General features: G+C 52.1%; 16 protein-coding genes. 13 read left to right on the forward strand and 3 right to left on the reverse strand.

All coding sequences use genetic code 11. The features are described from left to right. Positions 1-32: 32 nt before the first annotated feature. From P9H32_RS03245 to P9H32_RS03285, 9 genes are all read left to right on the forward strand, one after another. Positions 33-2,021, forward strand: a complete 1,989-nt coding sequence (locus P9H32_RS03245; protein WP_322607431.1) for a glycoside hydrolase family protein — start codon at positions 33-35, stop codon at positions 2,019-2,021. Positions 2,022-2,102: 81 nt separating this feature from the next. Beyond that, on the forward strand, positions 2,103-3,572 hold the full coding sequence (locus tag P9H32_RS03250) for a sulfatase family protein (RefSeq protein WP_322607432.1): 1,470 nt from the start codon (positions 2,103-2,105) through the stop codon (positions 3,570-3,572). A 111-nt stretch (positions 3,573-3,683) separates the two neighbouring features. After that, positions 3,684-5,624: an FAD-dependent oxidoreductase gene (locus P9H32_RS03255; RefSeq protein ID WP_322607433.1), complete on the forward strand. Its 1,941-nt coding sequence runs from the start codon at positions 3,684-3,686 to the stop codon at positions 5,622-5,624. An 85-nt stretch (positions 5,625-5,709) separates the two neighbouring features. Continuing rightward, on the forward strand, positions 5,710-7,272 hold the full coding sequence (locus tag P9H32_RS03260) for a sialate O-acetylesterase (protein ID WP_322607434.1): 1,563 nt from the start codon (positions 5,710-5,712) through the stop codon (positions 7,270-7,272). 67 nt (positions 7,273-7,339) lie between these two features. Next, positions 7,340-8,836, forward strand: a complete 1,497-nt coding sequence (locus P9H32_RS03265) for a sulfatase (RefSeq protein ID WP_322607435.1) — start codon at positions 7,340-7,342, stop codon at positions 8,834-8,836. A gap of 318 nt (positions 8,837-9,154) precedes the next feature. Next, positions 9,155-11,602 (forward strand): beta-galactosidase GalB, encoded by a 2,448-nt coding sequence (gene galB, locus P9H32_RS03270; RefSeq protein ID WP_322607436.1) that lies wholly within the window; start codon positions 9,155-9,157, stop codon positions 11,600-11,602. A gap of 35 nt (positions 11,603-11,637) precedes the next feature. Further along, positions 11,638-12,909 carry a hypothetical protein gene (locus tag P9H32_RS03275; RefSeq protein WP_322607437.1) on the forward strand — a complete coding sequence of 424 codons (1,272 nt, stop codon included), beginning with the start codon at positions 11,638-11,640 and terminating at the stop codon, positions 12,907-12,909. Between the two features lie 63 nt (positions 12,910-12,972). After that, on the forward strand, positions 12,973-14,364 hold the full coding sequence (locus P9H32_RS03280) for a sulfatase family protein (protein WP_322607438.1): 1,392 nt from the start codon (positions 12,973-12,975) through the stop codon (positions 14,362-14,364). Positions 14,365-14,451: 87 nt separating this feature from the next. Then, entirely contained in the window at positions 14,452-15,957 is a 1,506-nt protein-coding gene (locus tag P9H32_RS03285; RefSeq protein ID WP_322607439.1) for an alpha-L-fucosidase, read from the forward strand. A gap of 18 nt (positions 15,958-15,975) precedes the next feature. On the opposite strand, the gene P9H32_RS03290 is transcribed toward P9H32_RS03285, so the two are convergent. Further along, positions 15,976-17,619 (reverse strand): glycoside hydrolase family protein, encoded by a 1,644-nt coding sequence (locus tag P9H32_RS03290; protein WP_322607440.1) that lies wholly within the window; start codon positions 17,617-17,619, stop codon positions 15,976-15,978. Positions 17,620-17,810: 191 nt separating this feature from the next. Continuing rightward, on the reverse strand, positions 17,811-18,341 hold the full coding sequence (locus tag P9H32_RS03295; protein ID WP_322607441.1) for an NUDIX hydrolase: 531 nt from the start codon (positions 18,339-18,341) through the stop codon (positions 17,811-17,813). Positions 18,342-18,390: 49 nt separating this feature from the next. Here P9H32_RS03295 and P9H32_RS03300 point away from each other — a divergent pair, with 49 nt between their 5' ends. From P9H32_RS03300 to P9H32_RS03310, 3 genes are all read left to right on the forward strand, one after another. Continuing rightward, positions 18,391-19,530 carry a deoxyguanosinetriphosphate triphosphohydrolase gene (locus tag P9H32_RS03300; RefSeq protein ID WP_322607442.1) on the forward strand — a complete coding sequence of 380 codons (1,140 nt, stop codon included), beginning with the start codon at positions 18,391-18,393 and terminating at the stop codon, positions 19,528-19,530. A 39-nt stretch (positions 19,531-19,569) separates the two neighbouring features. Next, positions 19,570-19,983: a hypothetical protein gene (locus tag P9H32_RS03305; protein WP_322607443.1), complete on the forward strand. Its 414-nt coding sequence runs from the start codon at positions 19,570-19,572 to the stop codon at positions 19,981-19,983. Between the two features lie 115 nt (positions 19,984-20,098). Next, positions 20,099-21,538: an NRAMP family divalent metal transporter gene (locus tag P9H32_RS03310; RefSeq protein WP_322607444.1), complete on the forward strand. Its 1,440-nt coding sequence runs from the start codon at positions 20,099-20,101 to the stop codon at positions 21,536-21,538. 7 nt (positions 21,539-21,545) lie between these two features. Here the strand turns inward: P9H32_RS03310 and mnmA are convergent, their stop codons facing one another. Next, positions 21,546-22,631, reverse strand: coding sequence for a tRNA 2-thiouridine(34) synthase MnmA (mnmA, locus tag P9H32_RS03315; RefSeq protein WP_322607445.1), 1,086 nt, complete (start codon positions 22,629-22,631; stop codon positions 21,546-21,548). Positions 22,632-22,850: 219 nt separating this feature from the next. On the opposite strand from mnmA, the gene P9H32_RS03320 reads away from it, so the two are divergent. Further along, positions 22,851-23,033 (forward strand): hypothetical protein, encoded by a 183-nt coding sequence (locus P9H32_RS03320; RefSeq protein WP_130594824.1) that lies wholly within the window; start codon positions 22,851-22,853, stop codon positions 23,031-23,033. Positions 23,034-23,170 lie beyond the last annotated feature (137 nt).

Genomic DNA, 23,170 nt, shown 5'->3' on the forward strand with positions numbered 1-23,170 from the left:
GATTCATCATAGCGTTTTAATGGAGAATTTTTATGAAACTTGCCATCCTGACTGCACTGCTGCTGGCTGCCCCTTTGGTGAAGGCCGGGCAAAAGACCCTGATCGATTTTTTCCTGCCCATGGAACCGCGCAACATGGTTTCAGAAGGCATTTGGGGTGCGGACCCAGTGCTGCCCCGGGATATTGATAATGGACTTGAAGACCCGACAATGAAAAACTGGTGTTACTGGGACGGCAGTATTGTTAAGGACGATACCGGCCGATACCACATGTATGCCAGCCGCTGGAGTCAGGCCTATTCGCATAGCGTGGGCTGGAATAAACAGTCCAGAGGCCTTCATTCCGTCAGCGATTCGCTCTTTGGTCCGTACAAAGATCTGGGCGAAACCTGGCCGCACTGGAATAACGGGGCCGGGCATAATGTGGTGGGGTTGCGCATGCATGACGGCCGCTATGCATTAATCAGCTCAGAGGTTACTCCGGGCAATGTGTTTGTGTCGTCTTCTCCCGATGGTCCGTTTGAGCATCTTGGCGAATTTATCATTGATCCCAATGGTTTTTACGAAGGCTGGGCCAGGTATGATGAACTGGATGATGGTGCCGTACGAGCCGGCGTGCTCGGCCACCTTTCCAATGTAATGATTATCCTGCGTCCGGACGGGCGCTATATGATGCTCGCCCGCCACTGCGTTCCGATGATCAGTGATGACGGCATTCTCGGTCCGTATAAAATGCTGAATGACCGTGTCTGGGAGGGGCTGAAAAATATGCCGCAGTTTAAAAATGAAGACCCGACCATTTGGTACAGCGACGGTCTGTACCATATTGTGGTCAATCATCACGGCGGAGGGGATATTACTTATCACCTTACTTCGGAAGACGGGATTCATAACTGGACAAACCGGGGCCTGGCCTTTCACAAAGCATACGGTGTTTTCCGTTATACAGATGGAACGCGGAACGATTGGAACATTGTTCAGCGCCCTACGGTCTACACAGAGAACGGAATGGTGAAAGCTTTCAATTTTTCCGTAATTGATGTGCACAAGGGAAAAGACCGGGGGAACGATAACCACGGGAGTAAAATTATTGTGGTTCCGTTCGACGGAACAGGGTTCAGCAAACATATCCGCTCCATTGTGAATGCCGAGAATGCGCAGGTTGATGCCACGCCGCCTCCGTCTCCCTGGAAATCGGTCGACCTCGGCTCCGTTAAAAAGGCAGGAAATACCGGATTTAATACAGCATTCAACACCTTTCGCATTCAATCAAACGGCGGCCTTTCGGAGGGACGTTTGGTTTATCAGAAAATGGAGGGAGATATATCCGCTCGGGTGCTGGTTCTCTCACAGGATATATCTGCGGAGTCGGTTCTTTCCGGGCTGATGTTTCGTGAAAGTCTGAATTCTGATGCCCGTACCGTGTCCGCTGTGATCTCGAAATCTGATGGACTGCTTTTTGAGCATTCGGGAACACCGGTTTCGAAGCAGAAGCTGAAAGCCCCCTACTGGCTTCGTATGGAAAAACGGGGTCAGCGTATTACCGCCTATATCTCGTCCAGTAATAAAATGAACTGGGAAAAAATCGGTGAAACCACGGTGGATCTGGGCAATGAGTTTTATGCGGGACTTTATGCTCATGCTGACGGCGCTGCAAAAAAAGCCGTTTCCCGCTTCAAAGATGCAGATTTTCATGTCTGGGGCGAACCGCTCAGTGAAGGGATTATCAACCATACCTTCCCCGACCGGATTCCGGCTTCAGGAAAAATCCGCTTTGAAGTGGAATATGAAAACCGCCAAGCGCTGGATGTTTTTGCTGAGCTGCAGAACGTGCATACCACGAAAAAACTTAAAGCGCTGCGCCGGCAAATGCCCTCCAAAAAAAATACGTTGGAACTGACCTATGATGCGGGGCCGCTGCAACCGGGCGATATCTATTGGTTCGTACTGAAAAGCATTCCTATACACGGGCACGAAAACAGGGCCATTCAGCACACCTACAAAAAAGTGACGGTGGAATAAACATAACCCTTTGGGCAGTATCAAAGTCGTCCATTTTAAATAAAGTAAGCCGTTTCATAGATAAATGAATGGAGAACCACGGTGAACAGAAGACACTTTTCCAAGCTGCTTACGGGTACGGCACTGACGGCGGCGGCATCAACGACGCTGGCGGCTAAATCGAAAAAACCAAATCTGCTGATTATTCATACGGACGAACATAATTTCCGTACACTGGGTTGCTACCGCGAGCTGCTCAGCGAAGATCAGGCCTATGTCTGGGGCGAAGGGGTCAAAGTGGATACGCCGCATATCGACCGGATTGCCCATGAGGGGGCCATCTGTACCCGCTACTATGCCACGTCCCCGGTCTGTACGCCGTCGCGTGCTTCATTTGTGACCGGTCTTTATCCGGCTGCCACCGGATCGCCGCGCAATGATATGCCGCTGCACGACGGCCTTGAAACATTTGCCAGTGTTCTGCAGAAACAGGGGTATGCCACGTCCTATGTCGGAAAATGGCATCTCGACGGAAAGGCAAAACCCGGCTTTGAACCGCCCCGGAAGTTCGGATTTTCTGACAATCGCTACATGATGAACCGCGGGCACTGGAAAGGACTCGGACACGATGAAAACGGAAAGCCGATAGTGATCGGATTGGTTCCCGAAAAAGAAACATCTCGGTTCAATGTTTCCAAAGCAACACCGGAAGATTTCACCACGGATTTTCTGACCAGTCGGGCGCTGGAAATTATGGAGCGGGATAAAGGCCGGCCCTTTGTGCTTATGCTCTCGATTCCGGATCCGCATACCCCCAACCTGGTGCGCCCGCCATACAACACGATGTTTGATGATCTGCATTTTGAAGAGCCGCGCACCATGCAGGTACCGGACGAAGAAATGCCGAAATGGGCCCTCTCCAATAAAAACGTTGATTATCTCGAACAGAATAAAATGCAGGACTATTTCGGGATGGTGAAGTGTATCGATGACAATATCGGCCGCCTGTTTAAATTTCTCGAAGACAACCGGCTGGATGAGAACACCATTGTGATCTTTACCTCCGACCATGGCGATTTGATGGGTGAACACAAACGGCACAACAAAGGCATGCCGTTTGAAACCTCGGCTAAAATTCCGTTTGTAATTCGCTGGCCGAAAGGTATTCCTGCCGGAAAACAGATCAATACGGCCTACACGACGGCGGATTTCACGCCGACCATTCTAGGGATGATCGGGGCGCCGCAAATCAGCGAACAGCATGGTCTGAATGATGCGAAATCTTTTCTTTCGAAAAAGAAAGTGATCCGTTCCGACCGCATCACTTATATGTCGATGGGTAACTGGGTTGCTGCCGTTTCCGACCGATATAAATATGTACTCTCGCCGCAGGATGTTCCGTGGCTGTATGATATTGAACGTGATCCCGATGAACTGATCAATTTTGCCGGCCATCCGGAATATACCGCAATTGAGAAACGGCTGAGCACGGAACTGGACCGTATGCTGGAACAGTATCAGGATCCGATTCTTAAGGGAAAACCGCTGATACGCACTTCCGCAGCGCTTTAAACGAAGCGGGGATGACGCAAATCAATATGTTTTTTGCGGCAATCACTCTATTGATGCTTCGCGGTCTTGTTTATTTTCCAGTGTTAAATTCAGACTAGGAGTTAACGAGTGATGAAACGTAGATGCTTTTTTAAGACCTCAGCCGGTACCCTCGGGGCGGCTGGACTGATTTCCATGAACGGCGAAGCGGCCATTGCCTACAATGAATCCGGCAAACGGGTCACCGATAAATGGCACCAGATGGGCTCCGGTAAAAAAGGCCTGCCCAAACGCCGGGAAACGTTGGAATTTGATGTGGCGGTGCTGGGTGCAGGTATGTCGGGGATTGCGGCGGCGGTGGCGGCGGCACGTTCCGGAGTTAAAACCGTGCTGGTGCAGGACCGTCCGGTTCTGGGCGGAAATGCCTCCAGCGAAATGCGCGTGACAGTAAACGGTGTGCATGGTCTGCGCGGTGTCCCGAAAGAACTGCGGGTGGAGCGTGAGACCGGGATCATTGAAGAAATCATGATCGAAAACTGGCACTACAATCCTCAGGAGTCCTATCCCGTCTGGGACCATGTACTGTACAACTTTGTCTATCGTCAGCCGAATCTGACCCTGATGCTCAATACCCAGGCCACTGAAGCTGTTATGGAAGGCGACCGGATCAAAGCGGCGATCTGCCGGGGCTACACAAACGAAACGGAATACACCATTCATGCCGAACAGTTTATCGACTGTTCCGGCGACGGCCTGCTGGCCGCCACTGCCGGCGCAGAATACCGCACCGGCCGTGAAGGCCGTGCGGAATTCAATGAATCGTACGCTCCGGAAAAACCGGACGGCTGGGTGATGGGTGACTGCATCATGATGATCACCAAGGATATGGGACGCCCGGTTCCTTTCTACCCGCCGGAATATGCCCTTCCGTTTGACCACGAAACGGCGTTTAAAGACAAGCACCGTAAAATCAAGCAGGTTAAAGAAGGATTCTGGTGGATTGAAGTCGGCGATGATTTTGACATCATCGGCAACCGTGAAGAGGTCCGCCATAAACTGATGGCCTACTTTTACGGCGTCTGGGATTATGTGAAGAATTCCGGCGATTTCCCGGAAGCGGAAAATATGGCACTGGATTGGATCGGCTCCATTCCCGGCCGCCGGGAATCGCGCCGCTTTATGGGCGATCATATTCTCACGCAGAACGATCTGCTGGAATACCGTCATTTTGAAGATGCTGTTGCCTATGGCGGCTGGTCGCTCGATGAGCATAATCCGGGCGGTATTGAAAATCTGAAAGAGCCGGCGAGTTATTTCCACAAAGGGTTCACCAAGCTCTACGAAATCCCCTACCGCAGTCTCTATTCAAAAAATATTTCGAACCTGCAGTTTGCCGGACGGAATGCCAGCCTAACACACATTGCGCTGTCCTCCACGCGTATCATCAGCACCTGCGCACTGATGGGTCAGGCCGTTGGAACGGCTTCAGCTCTGTGCATAAAGTACGGCAAAAACCCGCGTCAGATCGGCCGGGAACACATCAGTGAACTGCAGGAGCAGCTCATTCGCGATGATGTATTCATTCCCAACCGTATGGCTCGTGACCCGAAGGATCTTGTACGCAATGGCGGCCAGGTGTTCGGCTCTCCAGCAAAAAGCGGAGATACCGCCCTGCTGACAGACGGCGTCGGACGCGATATTTACGGTGAGCTCCATCACTGGGAATCGGTATCCCTTCCGGCCGAGCTTCAGGTAGTCTGGGAAAAACCGGTTGAGATTTCCACGGTTGAGCTTAAAGCCGATACGCAATTGCATAAAAAAATCGCCATGCATAAAAATCCGGCCAAAAATGCCGGGCAGCATACGACGGTTCCTCCAGAGCTGATCAAAGCGCTGACGGTTGAAGCGCAGGTGAACGGGCAGTGGAAAGAAGTGGCTTCGGTTGAAAACAACCTCGTCCGCCGGATTAAAGTCGAATTTCCGAAAATCAAAGCGACTGCGATTCGCCTGAATATCAAAGTAACGCACGGCAAACCGACGGCCAAAGTGTTCGAAGTTCGTGCCTATGCATAACCTCTAGTATTTTCCGGGGGGCGGTTGTACGGTAATGGCGTTTGATTTCGTCTATTCGAACGTACACTTAACCCCGGGGGATCTAATGAAACGGTTCAGAGCACTTTTAATCCTGCTCACAGCGGCTGCGCTTACGGTGCAGGCCGCAGTGAAACCTGCTGATATTTTTTCGGATGGCCTCGTTTTGCAACGCGGCGAACCGGTAAATATTTGGGGCACGGCCGATTCCTCTGAAGAAATTACCGTGGAGTTTGCCGGACAGAAAAAGACGACTGAGGCCGGCGCGGATGGAAAATGGTTGATTACACTCGACCCGCTTCAGGGATCTGAACATCCGCGTGAACTGATCTTCTATTCATTCGGCAACCGGCAGTCGGCAATTAAAAATGTTCTGGTCGGCGAAGTCTGGCTTGCCGGCGGTCAGTCCAATATGGCCACGACCATGCAGACGTATAAGCGGAAAACCCAGCCGGATATTGATCGAGCACAGGATGACCTGCTGCGATTTTGCACGATTCCGCAAAACCATTTTCCCGGTCATAACAAAGGTCAGCGGCCGGAGTGGCTGAAAACCAATCCCGAAACGGTGAAAGGATTTTCCGGCACCGCGTATTATTTTGCAAAGGAACTGCGTAAACATCTTGATGTTCCTGTAGGCATCATTGTGTGTGCCACCGGAGGGACGCCCGCAGAAGCCTGGATGAGCCGCAAAACGCTCGACAGTAAGCCGGAACTGAAACGGACCATCGATGCCTACGACCGCCATGTGACGAGGGAATTTCCGACGGATGCGGATTATGAAGAAGCGCTGAAAGAATACAATCGGGCAAAAAAAGAATATACCCGACTTCGGGAAGCTGGAAAAAAAGTCAAAAAACCGCGTGAAGTCATGGGGCCGCGCAATTTCAAACGCCCTTGCGGGCTTCATGAAAATATGCTGACGCAGACCATTCCCTTCACCGTTAAAGGTGTGATCTGGTATCAGGGGGAAAACAATGCATCACAGAAAGCCGGCCTGCATTATCGCACCGTCTTTTCCACGCTGATCGAAGAGTGGCGCAGTGAATTCGGCAAACCGGAGCTGCCGTTTTTTTTCTGCCAGCTGGCTACCCTCGGATGGGGCGATGATTCACACTGGCCGGAATTGCGCGATGCTCAGCAATGGGTTGCCGATCATGTTCCAAACACCGGAATCGCCATTCTTCTCGACGGCGGTGAAAAGACGGATATCCACCCCCACTCCAAAGATATTGCCGGATATCGGCTCGGGTTGCTGGCGCGCAATAAGATCTATGGAGAAAAGGGGCTCTGCGCCGAAGGGCCGCGCTTTAAAAAAGTTGATTTCCAGGGCCGCAAAGCGGTGATCTCATTTGCAGATACCAACCTTGTGCTAAGGCCTGGCGGCGAAAACACCTTTGAACTGGCCGGGAAAGACGGCGTCTTTAAACCGGCTTCCGCAGAATTGAAAAACGGAAAAATCATTTTGACGGCTGAAGACCTTCCTGTACCCGCTTACGTCCGTTACGGTTGGCGAAAATGGGTCACTCCCACGCTGTATAATCGCGAAGGGCTTCCTGCCGGGCCGTTCCGGAGTGATGATCTTCCGATGGCCTCGGCCGGAGGGTATTTCCTGGATTGGGTTGAATAAAGGGCATGTACTGAATCGGCCGACGCAGGACTGCCGTGAGCGATTGAAAAAATGACATAGGGGAAAAATGAAAGCACTGTTTGCAACGTTGATATTATCCGCACTAGTTTGCACCTTGTGGGCCGACAAACGGCCCAACATCGTTTTTATTCTTGTTGACGATCTGGGCCATGGCGATGTCGGTTTTAATGGGTCAACCTATTATGAAACACCGAATATCGACAGACTCGCCAACCGCGGATTGATTATTGAAAATGCCTATATGTATCCCACCTGTTCGCCTTCCCGCACAGCAATTGCCACGGGCAAGCAGTCTTTTCGCACGGGCGTCTATACCGTACCGGTGTTGGAAAGAGGCGACGATCAGGTCAGTATTTTTTCCCGCTGGACGGTAGGCGAAGAGCACATCATGTACAGCCAACCGCTTGCTGAAGCCGGGTATAAAAGCATTCATCTGGGTAAGTGGCATCTGGTGGGTCCCTATCCCGAAGAGGAACTCAACGGGGACTGGCCGCGTAAAGAAAAGCTGAGCCAGCCCGATCCGTGGGACTACAGCTGGGCGGAAAAGCATAAAAAAGAATATGTAAAATACTATCCTGAAGGTCGCGGCTACCTGAAAAACATCGGCGGAACCTATCGCGGAGACCCCGCCCTGGAAGTCGGCGGTTATAAAGGGGAAACCGGAGGCTATTGGGCCCCGTTTAACAACCCGTTCATTCCCGAAAAAAATCCCGAAGATAAGTGGCTGACCGATTACCTGACTACGGAAGCCATCAAATTTATGGACGAATATAAAGAGGGTCCTTTTTTCATTAATCTTCATTATTACACGGTTCACGCCCCGGTCCGCGGGCGCAGCGAAGAGCTCGTCGAAAAATACCTCAATAAACCCGGCGATCCGGAAAGCGGTCAGGGCATGCAGGAAGGCAATCGCCGCCGGCATACCGCTGAATATGCAACCATGATCGAATCGCTCGACGACAACGTCGGTCGAATCGTGAATTTTCTGGAAGAAAACGGACTGCGTGAAAACACACTGATCGTCTTCACTTCCGATAACGGTTGGAACGCCGGCATCAACAACCGGATGCGCGGGAAAAAAGGGTATATCTGGGAAGGCGGGATCAGGGTTCCGGCATTTGTAAACTGGCCGGGAAAAATCAAGGCCCGCCGCACCCAGACTCCGGTCTCCGGTCTCGATCTGTTCCCCACATTTATGGATGTAGCCGGAATTGACTACACCGATCCGAATCTGGATGGTGATTCAATCACCGGTCTCTTTAACGACGAACCGAAAAATCTGCGAAACCGGCCTCTTTTCTGGCATCTTGCCAGCGAATTCCGCAATCCCACCTGCTCCATCATCCGCAAAAACGACATGAAACTGATCCAGTTCCTGGCCACCGGTGATCTGGAACTCTACGACCTCAAAGCGGATCCCAAAGAAGAACATAATCTAGCCTCCGAAAAGCCGGAAATCGCGGCTCGGCTTCTGAAAGAGCTCAAAGCCTGGCGTAAAGCCAACCATGTCCCCCTGCCCCCCAATGCTGTGGTCGGCAACTGATTCGTGGGCAGGTAAGCCAGACAAGATATACCGTCATTCAGTTGAAGAAATATATTTTAATATCCATACAGAAATGGATGTAGAGGTGCCGTTTGTTTAAAGGAGGAGTCCGCATTATCGGACCCGGTAATACGCTATGTTCGGCTTAAACGAATTTGGCAAAAAATAAGAATAAATTTTCGAACCGCTGGTTTACGGTTATCGGGAAAACGTCCATTTGCGGTCAGGTGTCAACATTGTGCATGTTTTTGGCTGATCCCCTTATTTCATGAGTTTTCCCGTTTGGTAAACTCAGACGTTTAATTTGGAGATCTGTTTATGAAATATCTGTTTACTCTTCTTGCGCTGTTTTCGGTTCTGCTTCCGGCAACGGCCCGAGAACGACTGGCCTTTAATGACGATTGGAAATTTGCACGGTTCGGCCTGATGCCGGATGGAACCGAGCAGGCGGAACCGAAAGGACTGGAAAAAGCGGGATTCGATGATTCCGACTGGCGGACGCTGGATGTCCCGCACGATTGGGGCATCGAGGGACCGTTCCGTCCGGAGTTACCGAATCGGACAGGCAAACTGCCCTGGGCCGGTATCGGCTGGTACCGGAAAAGTTTCCAATCCCTGGAAAGCGATGCGGGGCGTAATATTTATCTGGATATCGACGGTGCCATGTCGGGCGCGCAGGTCTGGCTTAATGGTGAATACATCGGTGAATGGCCGTACGGCTATTCTTCGTTCCGCATGGATCTGACCGGTAAAATCCGGATCGGAAAGAAAAATACCGTAGCCGTCCGGCTGGATAATAAACCGGAATCTTCGCGCTGGTATCCCGGTGGCGGCATCTATCGCAACGTCTGGCTGGTTAAGACGGAACCGACTCATGTGGCGCACTGGGGCGTTTATGTGACGACGCCGATCGTGAATGACGACCATGCCATGGTCAAAGTGGTCACCGCGCTCGAAGGCGAACAGCCGGATACCGCGGTTTCCTATGAAATTATGGAAGCCGGTTCCTCCAAAATTCTCGCCACGGGAAAAGGAAAAACGGCTTTCATTCGTCTGGATCAGCCGAAACGCTGGGATCTTGACAGCCCTAATCTGTATCAGGTCAGAACTACAGTTTCCAATGCCGGGAAAACGGTCGATACGTATCTCAGTACATTTGGCGTACGGACCATCGAGTACACCGCCGACGAAGGTTTTTTCCTGAACGGAAAGCTCACAAAAATGAATGGGGTCTGCCAGCATCACGATCTCGGTCCTCTGGGAACCGCCGTCAATGTGCGTGCCATGGAACGGCAGATTGAAATTCTGAAAAGTTTCGGGGTGAATGCCATCCGTACATCGCACAATCCCCCGGCCCCGGAGTTTCTCGATCTGTGCGACCGTATGGGCATACTGGTTCAGGTGGAGTCGTTCGATTGCTGGGGACGCAAAAAGGCAGACAACGATTATGCCCGTCATTTCTGGGACTGGTGGGAGCGAGACACGGTCAACATGGTTCGCCGCGACCGGAACCATCCTTCCGTGGTGATGTGGAGCACCGGCAACGAAATCCTGGAAATGAATTATGCCGAAGAAGCCTGGATTTCGCAGATGCAGACCGATGTGATTCATCGCGAAGATCCCACGCGTCCGGTTTCATTCGGCGGTAGTCGGCCCGTCGCCGCGTTTAATGGGTTCCAGCATACTGTGGATGTTTACGGCTTCAACTATAAGCCGCATCTCTATGCTGAATTTCGTGAAAAAAATCCGGATATCCCGCTTTACGGCAGCGAAACGGCCTCCACGATTTCCTCTCGCGGTGAATATTTCTTTCCGGTGCTGAACGACAAATTCAAGGGACAGGGCGGTTATTTTCAAGTCAGCAGCTATGATCTTTACGCACCGAATTGGGCCTACCCTGCCGACGTGGAGTTTGAAGCGCAGGCAAAATACCCCTGGGTTTTCGGTGAATTTGTCTGGACCGGATTCGACTATATCGGAGAGCCGACGCCGTATAACAAAGATAAGACCAATCTGCTCAATTTCACCGATCCCGAAGAACGCGCACGCATGGAAAAAGAGCTGGATAAACTGGGGGGCGATATTCCGGCCCGCAGTTCCTATTTCGGCATCGTCGATCTCTGCGGTTTTCCGAAAGACCGGTATTATATGTACCAGTCCCAATGGCGCCCCGATCTGCCGATGGTTCACATTCTGCCGCACTGGAACTGGCCGGAACGCATTGGTAAAATTACGCCGGTGCATGTCTACACTTCAGGCGATGAAGTGGAACTGTTTTTGAACGGAACATCGCTGGGCCGAAAAATCCGCGGTGAATTTGAATCGCGCCTGCGCTGGGACGACGTGATTTATGAACCGGGTGAACTGGTGGCTGTTGCATACCGCAACGGAAAACCATGGGCGGAAACATCGATGCAGACCACCGGTGCAGCCGCAGGGCTCGGTCTTTCTGTGGATCGTAATGTGATTAAAAACGATGGCAAGGATCTGGCCTTTATCACCGTCGATGTGATCGATTCACAGGGACGCGTGGTTCCGCGTTCCCATAATCTGGTGAAATATTCCGTAAAAGGTCCGGGCCGCATCATTGCCACAGGCAATGGCGACCCGACGGATCTGACGGATTTCCAATCGCTGGAACGTAAGGTGTTCAATGGTAAAGCGCTGGTGATTGTGCAATCGCTGGATGGTAAAAAGGGTCGGGTAACCGTTACTGCGGAATCAGAAGGGCTCAAGCCCTCCGAGATCACCTTTATCTCCAAATAATTCCGCCAAAGGACGGCCGCAGCAAAAAAGATACGATGAAAAAACTCCTTTTTATAGCAGCCGTTTTTCTGGCCGGTATATCGGCGGCATCGCCCCGACTGCAGGTTGGAGCATTCGAGGAAGAACGCGCCCGGGCCACCCGGCTCGATGGCGTAAAACTCTTGCGAATGGAACTCGCACCGAAGCGTGATTCCTTTGCTTCGGTGCTGATTCATCCCCCGGAAGACCCTTGGGATTTTTCCGGATACCGCCGGATCGTATCCGAATTCACCAATATTGGAGATGTTCCGGTGACGGTTGCTTTCTGGGCCGTCGGCAGGCCGGGCTGGGACGCGGCGGTTGGAACGGTTAAACTCGCCCCTGGAGAGAGAGCCCCCTGCTCCATTGACCTTGCTCAGCGCTGGCCCGGCGGACGGGTTCCAAAAGTGGATTCCGGACATATTGAATATCTGCGCGTTTCCTTCGTGCGCCCCGCAGCGGGTACCGTGGTTGAAATGGAGGACATTCGGCTGGAAGGTAATTCGCAACCGCTTATTTATCCGGAAGGCTACAAACGGCTCGAAGTGCCGGCCATGGTGAATGCGCCGCCCGCCCCGGGGCTGCGGGTGAAACATCAGCTGAAAGTTTTTCGGGAAAAGGAAGCATATCATGCACTTTACCTTCCGCCCGGCTGGACACCGGGAAAGCGCTATCCGGTGATTGTGGAGTATTCCGGGAATCGCTGGCTCAATCCCCCGTGCCATTCCCCGGGCCGGCCTGAGAGCGGCCGCATGGGATTCGGCATGTCGGAGGGTAAAGGTTTTATCTGGGTGAATGCGCCTTTTGTGAATCGGGACGGATCACTGGCGCTCAACGGCTGGGGCGATGCCGACGTTACGGCAGATTATGCCGTCGATCTGGTGAAGATGCTCTGCGCCGATTTCGGCGGTGATCCGGATAACGTCATACTCACCGGATTTTCGCGCGGGGCCGTGGCGTGCGGATATATCGGGTTGCGGAACGATAAGATTTCCAGCCTGTGGAAAGCCTTCCATCCCTGCCAGCACTATGACGGTGACGGCGTACACGGAGCAACATTTGAAAGCGCACTGAACGAACGGATGCCCAGGCTCAACGGGCGCCCCACGTTTCACACCGATAACGGCCGGCATGCCGAACTGCACGACCTGTTTGAACAGACCGGCCAGCCGGTCACCTTTGCCGAATCGGGCATTGGTGCACATACGGATTCCATGCTGCTGGAAAACCGCCCGTCCACCTTGGAGCTGAGAGCGTGGTTGAAACGGATTACAGCTGCGGAAAAATAGAATTTTCTTCCTGTCCTTTTCCCTGCAATGAAGGCGTTTCTTCATTGAACAGGGGGAACGCACATGAATTGTTTTGCACTTACTGCACTGGCCGCCAGTGCACTTTTTTCTGCACAGGCCGCACAGCCTAACATTATCATTATTTTCAACGACGATCAGGGCTATCAGGATCTCGGCTGCTATGGTTCGCCTGATATCCGGACACCGCGCGTGGATGAGCTGGCATCCGAAGGGATGCGATTCACCGATTTTTATGTCGGTTCGCCGGTCTGCTCCGCATCGCGCGCCGCGCTGTTGACGGGATGCTACCCCTACCGTGTCGGCGTTTCCGGCGTATTCTGGCCCAACCGGGATCACGGTCTTCCGCCCGAAGAAACCACTCTGGCCGAAATGCTGAAAAAAGCGGGCTATGCCACGGCTGCGGTCGGGAAGTGGCATTTGGGTGACGAACTGCGTTTTCTGCCGACCCGCCAGGGATTCGACACCTATTTCGGTATTCCCTATTCCAACGATATGTATCCGGCCGAACATATGCGTTATGCTCCGGATTGCCTATGGCGCGAGGGGCAGAATTTCCAAACACTGGAAACCGCCTTTGCTCACAAAAAACGGGGCCAGCCGCGCACCTTGAAAAACAAGGTTCCGCTGATGCGAAATGAAGAATGCATCGAATTTCCGTGCGACCAAACCACGATTACCCGCCGATATGCAGATGAAAGTCTGCGTTTCATTTCCGAATCGGTGGAATCCGGAAAACCGTTCTTTCTCTACCTCGCCAATTCCATGCCGCATATTCCGCTGTTCGCCTCCCCCGATTTCAAAGGAAAAAGCGCCGGCGGATTGTATGGCGATGTGATCGAAGAGATCGACTTCAACACCGGGCGCATTCTGGATCGACTGAAAATGCTCGGTATAGAAGATGACACCATCGTGATTTTCAGTTCGGATAATGGCCCGTGGTTGACTGTCGGTGATGCGGGCGGTCATGCCGACCCGCTTTTCGAGGGGAAATTCACCTCGTTCGAGGGCGGCCAGCGTGTGCCGTTTATCATTCGCTGGCCCGGCACTGTACCGGCCGGAACAACCTGTTCCGGCATGGCGGCCACAATCGATCTTTTTCCAACTCTGGCCGCCCTCACCGGCGCGGAGCTGCCGGAAAAGAAGCTCGATGGTGTGGATCTTTCCAGCCTATGGAAAAATCCCCATGCAATCTCGCCGCGCAGTACTTTTTTCTATGAGCACAACGCCGTACGTTCCGGAAACTGGAAATATCATCGAAAAGAGATCTTTAAGGTTAAGAAAACGAAACGTGCAAATACCGGCCCGACGCTCTACAACCTGAAAGATGATGTCGGTGAAGCGCAGAATGTGATTGCCGACCACCCCGAAGTGGCGGAGCGTCTTTCCAAAATGCTTGATGCACATATTCAATACGCGCCGCGTCCGCGAAAATAAGATTAAAAGTACGTCCAGAACCTGTCCTCGCATACGTCAAAAAGGTAATGTTATCTGTAACAACCTATTTAATGAGAGGATACATCCATGAAAATCGCCCTGATCGGTCTGACTCTGCTATGTGCCGGTTCCGCCTTTTCCGAAGATTGGAAACCGGAATGGGAAAATCTGAAACAGCATAAGGCGGTGCCGCAATGGTTTGCCGATGCCAAGCTGGGCGTTTATTTCCACTGGGGCGTTTATTCGGTCCCGGCCTGGGGCACGGAATGGTATCCGCGCTGGATGTATGTGCCGGACCGTCCGGATAACCTCTGGGGCGGCGATGTGTATGAATATCACCGGAAAACCTACGGCCCCGACGTTCATTATCACGATTACATCGACAAATGGACCGGCGAAAATTTTGATGCGGCGGAATGGGTGGATATGTTTGAAAACATGGGCGCAAAATTTATCGGTTCCATTGCCGAACACCACGACGGCATCTCGCTTTGGGACAGCCAAACGAATGAATGGAATTCGGTTAAAATGGGTCCGGGTATCGATGTGGTGAAAGCCATTGCGGATGAGACGCATAAACGGAACCTTAAATTTATGGCTACCTTTCATCACGGATTTCACATGATGTTCTATCCGAAAATCAAAGGCAAATGGCCGCGCCCGGGCTATGAGGAATATTATTACGATGAAGTCGATGTGCCGCAGGATCCGAAATATGCCAAGCTTTACGGCAATCTGTCGTACGACGATGCCAACGACCTGTGGCTGGCCAAACTCGATGAAGTGATCGATGCCCATTGCCCGGATTATATCTGGATGGATTTCGGTCAGCGCTATGTCAAGGAATCGCACCGGAAGCAGTTTCTGGCAAACTATTTCAACAAGGCGGCTGAAGTTGGAAAAGAAGTGGTTGTGAACACGAAGGGCGATTTTTTCCCCACCGAGCTGGCTGTGGTGAATGTTGAGCGCGCTACAATGCAGGATATTACGTCCGAGGTCTGGATTACCGATTTTATTCTCGGCTCTTCGTGGTGCTTCAACCGGGAAAAACGCACGGCCATTGAACCGTCGGAAGCCATCCGCGTGCTGGCCGATGTGGTAAGCAAAAACGGTGTGATGCTGCTTTCGGCCGGTCCCATGGCCGACGGCACAATTCCGGAAGAACAGGTGAAGGCCATGGAAGGGATCGGTGCCTGGATGAAGCTCTACGGCGAAGCCATTTACGGCACCCGCCCTTTCCATATGTTCGGCCATGGTCCAACGGAACTGAAACGCGATGAGGCCGATGCCTGGAATGAATACGGAAAGATCAAAAAGGGCATCTGGGATTTAATGGAGGACGATGTCCGCTACACCACCAAAGGAAAAACGGTGTATGCCATCCAGCTCGGCTGGCCCGGAAAAAACAAGGAAATCCTGTTGGAAGGTTTCAGCGATCCGGTGTTACGCATGCGGGTGAAATCCATTTCTGTGCTCGGCAGTTCTCAGCGCATTAAATGGAAAAAATCCAGTAAAGGGCTGAAAGTCCGGTCACCGAAAGAAAAGCCGGCCGAGGCCGACTCTGCTCTGGTTTATAAAATAGAGATGAGATAGACGACGGTCCCGGCGCTCTCAGTTCATCGGAAGCTGCACTTTTTGTGAATGCTTTTCGGTGGGCAGACCTTTGTGTTCGAGCAGTACAGTAAATTCACCTTTACTGCCTTTGGGGAGCGCTTTTTTCACCGAAAGACGTACCATCGCTTTTTCAAAGGGGTTCAGTCTCCGGACGGTGCCTTCTGAAAGCAGCTCACTGCCTTTCAGCAGTTTAACGGTGGACGGTTCGGAATTCACCGTGCCGAAGTTTGTGACTTCCACATACGCTTCAAGCCCCGCTCCGGTAAATTCAAATTTCGGCGCAAGTGCGGAGAGAACCGGAACCTCATAGACCACTCCCGGAAGACGACTCCAGCCATATAGAATTTCCCCGCTCTTTGTTTTTCCCAGAAGTTTTCCTGCAAAATTCTCTTCGGTGAGCCCGGACTCTTTTCCGGAGAAAACCAGAATGAGGTCGTCTCCGTCTTTTTCCAACGATTGGAATTTTGCCCCGCGTCCATAATTCACCGCTGTGGAATCACCGAAACGAATGGAATCGAAGTCGATATCCTTTATCGGATCAAAATCGCTTTCGGCGGAAATTTTCACCCGGATATCTGCAGAAGAAGCAAAAACGGGCTCTGTATTCAGCACCTCGATCAGGCGGGGTTTCTGAACCGGGATCACGATACTTTTCGAGTTGTGAATATCGTTTGGCAGATCGGAATGTTTGTCCGTATCGATGACCGCAAAGAAGCTCAGATACGGCCGTCCATATTCATCTTGCAGAAAACGGATCCGCTCATACTTATACCAGTCCAGGGAGGAACCGTCGGTATATCGGGCAATGCCCGGCACATAGGCTTCTCCCTCTTCCGTTTTCCAATGAAATCCGTCTTTGGAACGCAGATAATAGGCAATGCGGCCTTTCCAGTCGTTCACGATAATATGATACTGAATATCATCCCGCCACATCACCGGATCCTCAAAAATGCCGGGCACCTTGGGATAGACCGATTCAGAACTTACTTCATACCAGCGGTCACGCCCTTTCGGACTGGCCCAGATATATCCCCGACGAGAGACCGCAATCACCGAACGGTTGTCCCGTTCTGCGAATGAAAAATTGACAAAATTCTTGAAGGCATAACGTCCACGCTGATCAAAAATATAGGTTCCCGCCTTCCAGGGGCCATTCAGACTTTTAGAGGAGTAGAAACGGCCATGTGTGGAATAAATCATCCACTCGTCCAGCGCATTGCGGTAGAGCTCCGGATTGTGCCCCGGTCCGATCCAGTCCTTGAAAATATAGGGTCCCGCAGGGTCATCGGCTACAGCATGAACAATTTCAGAATCAAAATAGCCGAAATGTCCGCGCGGTTCGTTTTCAGGCCAGCGGGACGTGTAGAGATGATATTTCCCATTTTCGGCATGGGCTGATGCGCACCAGTAGGACCACTCGGGATCTTCAATGCCGTTTGTGATGTCACGCGGTTTGACGTTTTCACCGCCCCACGTTTCGGAAGTCATACCGTCCCGCACCGGCATCGGTAGAAATAAATCTTTAAACTGCCCGCCACGAATCAGATTCTTCCATTCCTGCGGCCGTTCCCGAACCACACTGTCCGCAACAGAAAATAAACAAAGTCCGGTGCATAACAATCCCAGCACAATTCGTTTCATCATCATCTCCTTAATTTTGAGCCTGATAATATCGTCCGTATAATTCAGCACCCGATAGGTGTATTTACGCGAAAAAAATGTGAAATTCCGTCAATGCGTCATCCTGTTTCTGCGGACCATCTTATTTCGCGGTGTTCAATCATTTGTAAATGCGGCGGCACCGGCTTTTGACAGCAAGCTGAACCGAGCCGTTATACATTTTTGGCTTTATACAGCATCCAGGCGGCCAGGGTTTTGGCATCGGCAATTTCATTATTGCGGATTTTGGCATCCATTTGTGCTTCGGTCAGAATGACGGTTTCGATGCGCTCGTCGTCATCGAAAGATACCTGCCCGCGTTCGGCGGAAACCTTGGCGAAAAAAATGTCGATGCGCTCGGTGCAGTATCCAACACTCGGGAAGACGGGCCCTAGCAGTTCGAGCGTTTCGGCCCGGTAGCCGGTCTCCTCCTGCAGCTCGCGTTCGGCGGAAACAATCTCCTTTTCTCCGGGATCGCAGTTGCCGGCCACCACTTCGAAGCAGATCCGCTCCATCGGCTTGCGGAACTGACGGATAAATACAAACCGGCCGTCGGGCAGTTGCGGAATGATGGCGACGGCGACGCCGTGCTGCACAATTTCCCGTTTGGATTTCCGCCCGTTCTCCAGTTCGACATCGAGGACATCCACATTGAGAATAAGGCCTTCGTAAACGGTTTTTCGGGAAAGGGTTTTTTCGTACATCTGTTATCTCCGTTGAACTGCTGAATCTCCTTCTTTATAATCCCTCCCTATGAACCACGCGAGAAAAGACTGGGAAGAGGCCGAAGCGGCCTACCTTGCCCCCTATGCATCAAAGAGTTTCGAGAGTCTGGGCCGCCATTATCCGGAGCCGCCGCACCCCCGGCGCAGCTGTTTTGCGCGCGACCGTGACCGGATTTTTCACAGTCGCTGCTTCCGGCGGCTGGAATATAAAACACAGGTTTTTGTGAACGGCACCGCAGATCACTACCGCACGCGTCTTACGCATACTATGGAAATGTCGGCCACCGGCCGGACACTTGCACGTATTCTGAAGGCCAATGAGGATCTTACGGAATGCATCTGTCTGGCTCATGATCTTGGCCACAGCCCGTTCGGTCACGAGGGTGAACACGTGCTCGATCAACTGATGAAAGGCCACGGCGGTTTTGACCATAATCTGCAGAGCCTGCGGAATGTGGAGCGGGTGGAATCGCCCTACCCCGATTTCAAGGGGTTGAACCTGACCTGGGAAGTGCGTGCCGGACTGCTTAAGCACGAGGCGCACCGGGCGGGCGCGGAGCTCGACGGTCATGCCATCGGTCCGTTCCAGTCATTGGAAGCGCAGATTGCCGATATTGCCGATGATATGACCTATCATGCCCATGATGTTGATGACGGGCTCGAAGCGGGTATTGTTACACTGGAACAGCTCGAAACGACTGAATTTTGGAACAAAGCGGCTGCGCTGACCCAGGAGCGCTATCCCAATTTGTCGGAGTACCAGTTCCTGCGGGCTACGATTCGGGCCATGCTGGAACTGCAGATAGATGATGTGGCCGACCACGCGCTCCGGATGCTGGAAAAACTCAATCCTCAAAGTCCGCGCGATGTGATGACCGCACCGGAGCGGATTATTGATTTCAGCCCCGAAATGCAGGAGATGCTCAGCCGGTTTTCCGCATTCATGTTTAAAAATCTGTATTATCACCGCAGTGTGGCCGATGCCACTCAACAGGCGGTTTCCATGATGCGCAAACTGTTTCTGCATTATATTGAGCACCCCGAATCAATGGGCGAAAAGGCCCGCGAACGAATCGATGAAGAAGGTCTGTGGCGCACGGTCTGCGATTATGTTGCGGGCTGTACCGACCGGTATGCCATTGAAGAATTCCGGAAATACAGTCTGTAGAATAGAATCGGCAGATTTAAGTGAACACAGGAGATTGAAATGGATGTGTATATCCCGCTTTTCCGGTTTGCATCGGATATCGCCATGGTCGTCCTGATCTGGCTGGTTCAACGAATCATTTATCCGTCGTTCTATCACATCGACGCCGACCAGTTTACCGCCTGGCACGCGCGTTATACCCGGCGAATTTCTGTGGTGGTGATTCCTCTGATGATGACCCAGGCCGTTACCACGGCTTTTCTGCTCGCACAGAATCCTGACCCGAGGCTGTGGATGGAAACCGTCGGCCTGATTGCGGCCTGGACGGTGACGTTCTCCCTTTCAGTCCCCTGTCATAAAAAGCTTCAGGAATCGGGAAAAAACGAAGAGGTCATTCATCGCCTGATCGCTACCAACTGGTTTCGAACAGCCGCGTGGACGCTGGTTCTGCTACTGGGTTTGCCGCCGAATTAACCGACCGGTTGCACGAAGCCTGACGCAAAGCTTCTTGACGTTGCCATGGGCAAATGGCATATATGTCATCTTTATTAACAAATAGTGTAATGAATCAACCGGTCGGGGAGAAAAAATGAGTGATGAGCAGAAATCCAGCGGGCTTCCGATGGCCAGCAAATGGGATCCGGAAAAGATCCGCGAAGAAGAACAATTCCTTCAGGATCTGAACGCCAAACCGTTCGGCCAGAAAATTAAAGGTTATTTTAAACTGACGGGTCCGGCGTGGATGCAGAGTGCCATGACGCTGGGAGCCGGTTCAGCTGCAGCTTCGGTGGTGGCCGGCGCATTTTTCGGTTATCAGCTGCTATGGGTTCAGCCGATCGCGATGTTCCTGGGCATTTTCATGATGGCGGCCCTCTCCAATATCACGCTGACAAAAGGTGAGCGCGGCTATGAAGTGGTCAAGCGTGAGCTGCATCCTTCCATTGCTTTTTTCTGGGCCCTGGCCACTGTGGTTTCGACGGTCATCTGGCACTTCGGTCAATATGCCCTGCTTGGCGGCGCATTTTGGGATATTGCCAATGTGGCCGGCATTGAAAACGCAGGAGATTCAAAAACGATTGAAACGGTGGTGCGTTTTGCCGGCGGATTTCTGATTCTGGGCATCAATATTGCACTGACGTGGAACTACGGCGGGAAATCCAAAGGCATCAAAATTTATGAAGGTTTTCTCAGCTGGACCATCCGTGCGGTAATGGCGGCCTTCCTGATTGTGGTCGTTGTGCAGGCTGTGAAAATGGAAGTTGATTGGGGCGGCGTCTTTAAAGGCTTTTTTGCTTTCTCGGTTCCCGGCGAAGGTTCCATTACCACGATTCTCGGTGCGATCGGCGCAGCGGTGGGCATTAATATGACTTTTCTCTATCCGTACTCCATTCTCGCAAAGGGCTGGGGAAAACATCATAAGGGGCTTGCCCGTTTCGACCTGGTGATGTCGCTGTTTGTGCCCTACATCATTCTGACCTCGCTGATCATTATCGGTATGGCATCGACCGTGCACGGTAATCTGGGAGAAGGAGTGACCCAGGCAAACTTTAAACCGATTGATGCCGCACAGGCCCTCGCCAGTGTGCTCGGCAGCGGAGTCGGCCGTATTGTGTTTGACCTCGGCTTCGCCGGAATGGCCTGCGGCGCCATCAGTGCACATATGGTCTGCTGCGGATTCACGGTCTGTGAAATGTTCGGGCTTGAATACACCACGAAACGCTACCGCATGTTTACGCTGGTTCCGGCCATCGGAATTCTGGGGGTAATGATCCAGAGTCCGATCTGGCTGCCCGTGATTGCTTCCGCACTCGCATTCACCATGCTCCCGATTGCCTACGTCAGCTTCTTTATTCTCAACAATAAACGTTCCTACCTCGGCGACGCGGTCGGAAAAGGCTGGAAGCGCATTGCTGTGAATACGGTGCTTCTGATTGCCGTGATTCTTTCACTGATTGGTGCCGGCATTAAAATCAAGGGCGGCGTCATCGATAAAATCGCAGCCATGACCAATAGGGAAGCCGCGAAATAGCCGTTTTCTACGGCACTGCGTCAATCCAGCCCCCGCCAAGCACCTCGCCGTTTTTATAGAAAACGGCTGCCTGCCCGGGGGTCAGCGCAAATTGAGGGCCGTCGAATACGACGCGCCCTTTTTTTCCGTCGTCGAAAACTTCGACCGCAGCCACAGCCCCGTTGCTTCGATAGCGCGGGCGCACTTCACAGACGAGATCCCCTTCCGGAGGCTCGCCGACGACCCAGTGAATATCGTCGAGCAGACATTCAGACTTCATCACTCCGGGCCGAGGTGCGACTTCCACCACATTATTCTCTTTGTCGAGGCGTTTTACGTACATTCGCTCCCCCAGCGCAATGCCCAGTTTTCCGCGCTGGCCCACCGTGAAATTATGCAGTCCGTCGTGCTGGCCGACCACGTTGCCGTTGTGGTCGATAATATCGCCCTTTTGAATTACCGACGGATCGCGCTTTTCAACAAATTCCGCAAGCTTCCCCTCCTCGATGAAACAAAGATCCTGACTGTCGCCCCGGGAAACGACGGGAAGCCCGCGCTTTGCGGAATAGGCCTTAACCTCCGGTTTTTCAATGCCTGCCAGAGGGAAGAGCAGCATGCCGAGCTGTTTCTGGCCGAGGCGGTGCAGAAAATAGGACTGATCCTTATTCGGGTCGGCCGCGGCTAAAAGATGATAGGTTCCGTTTTCATCCTGCTCAACACGCGCATAATGGCCTGTCGCCACAAAATCGCAGTTGAGCTGTACGGCACGATCGACCAGAAATCCGAATTTTACGAACGAATTGCAGTAAATACAGGGCGACGGCGTGCGTCCGGCTGCATAGGCTTCTACGAAAGGATCGACGATTTTATCGGTGAAGATGTCCTGCGCATTGACGACATAGTGTCGGATATCCAGATACGTACAGACGCGACGCGCACGTTCGACATCTTCAAGCGAACAGCAGCGCGAGCCGTCCTTCCACATATGGGCCGTTAAGCCGATGACTTCATAGCCCTGATCCACGAGCATCGCTGCGGCCGCCGAGCTGTCGGTTCCGCCACTCATACCCACCGCCACGCGGCCTTTTGTACTGTTCCGGTCTGAATTTGACATGCGCGGAAGATAGACACGGTGATGCGCCTTGGCAAGTTAAGCACACATTTATTTGAACGACGCTTTAAAAGGCCGGTCTTTAGTACGTAAATACTTAATAAATAACAACAAAGCTAATATTCCGGGATGCGAATTCACTTTTCTAGTACATTTTACTAGACCGCATTGGCAGGTTTTACTACAAAAGAAAGAACTTTAATAAACAACGAGGTATAACACATGGCTACGAACCCTATCGGAAAAAACACAAAAACCATCGGAATCAACATGTCGAAGAAGATGGCTGATGAACTTGAGAAACGCGCAGATTCCATGCACCTGTCCACCAGCAAATACTGCAAGGTGATTCTGACCGAGTGGCTGGAATCCGGTCGCAAACTGACCCTGCAGGAAAAGAAATAAGTTTTTCCGGCAATGATGAGAACGGATTGCAAAAGGGGACCCTTCGGGGGCCCCGCTTTTTTTAAGGTTTTCTATGGATTGAAGTGCCTGCCTTTTAATCGGTAAAAACAGCAGGTTAGTCTTTGACATCCTTCGTC

Source organism: Pontiella agarivorans (genome assembly GCF_034531395.1).
GTDB lineage: Bacteria > Verrucomicrobiota > Kiritimatiellia > Kiritimatiellales > Pontiellaceae > Pontiella > Pontiella agarivorans.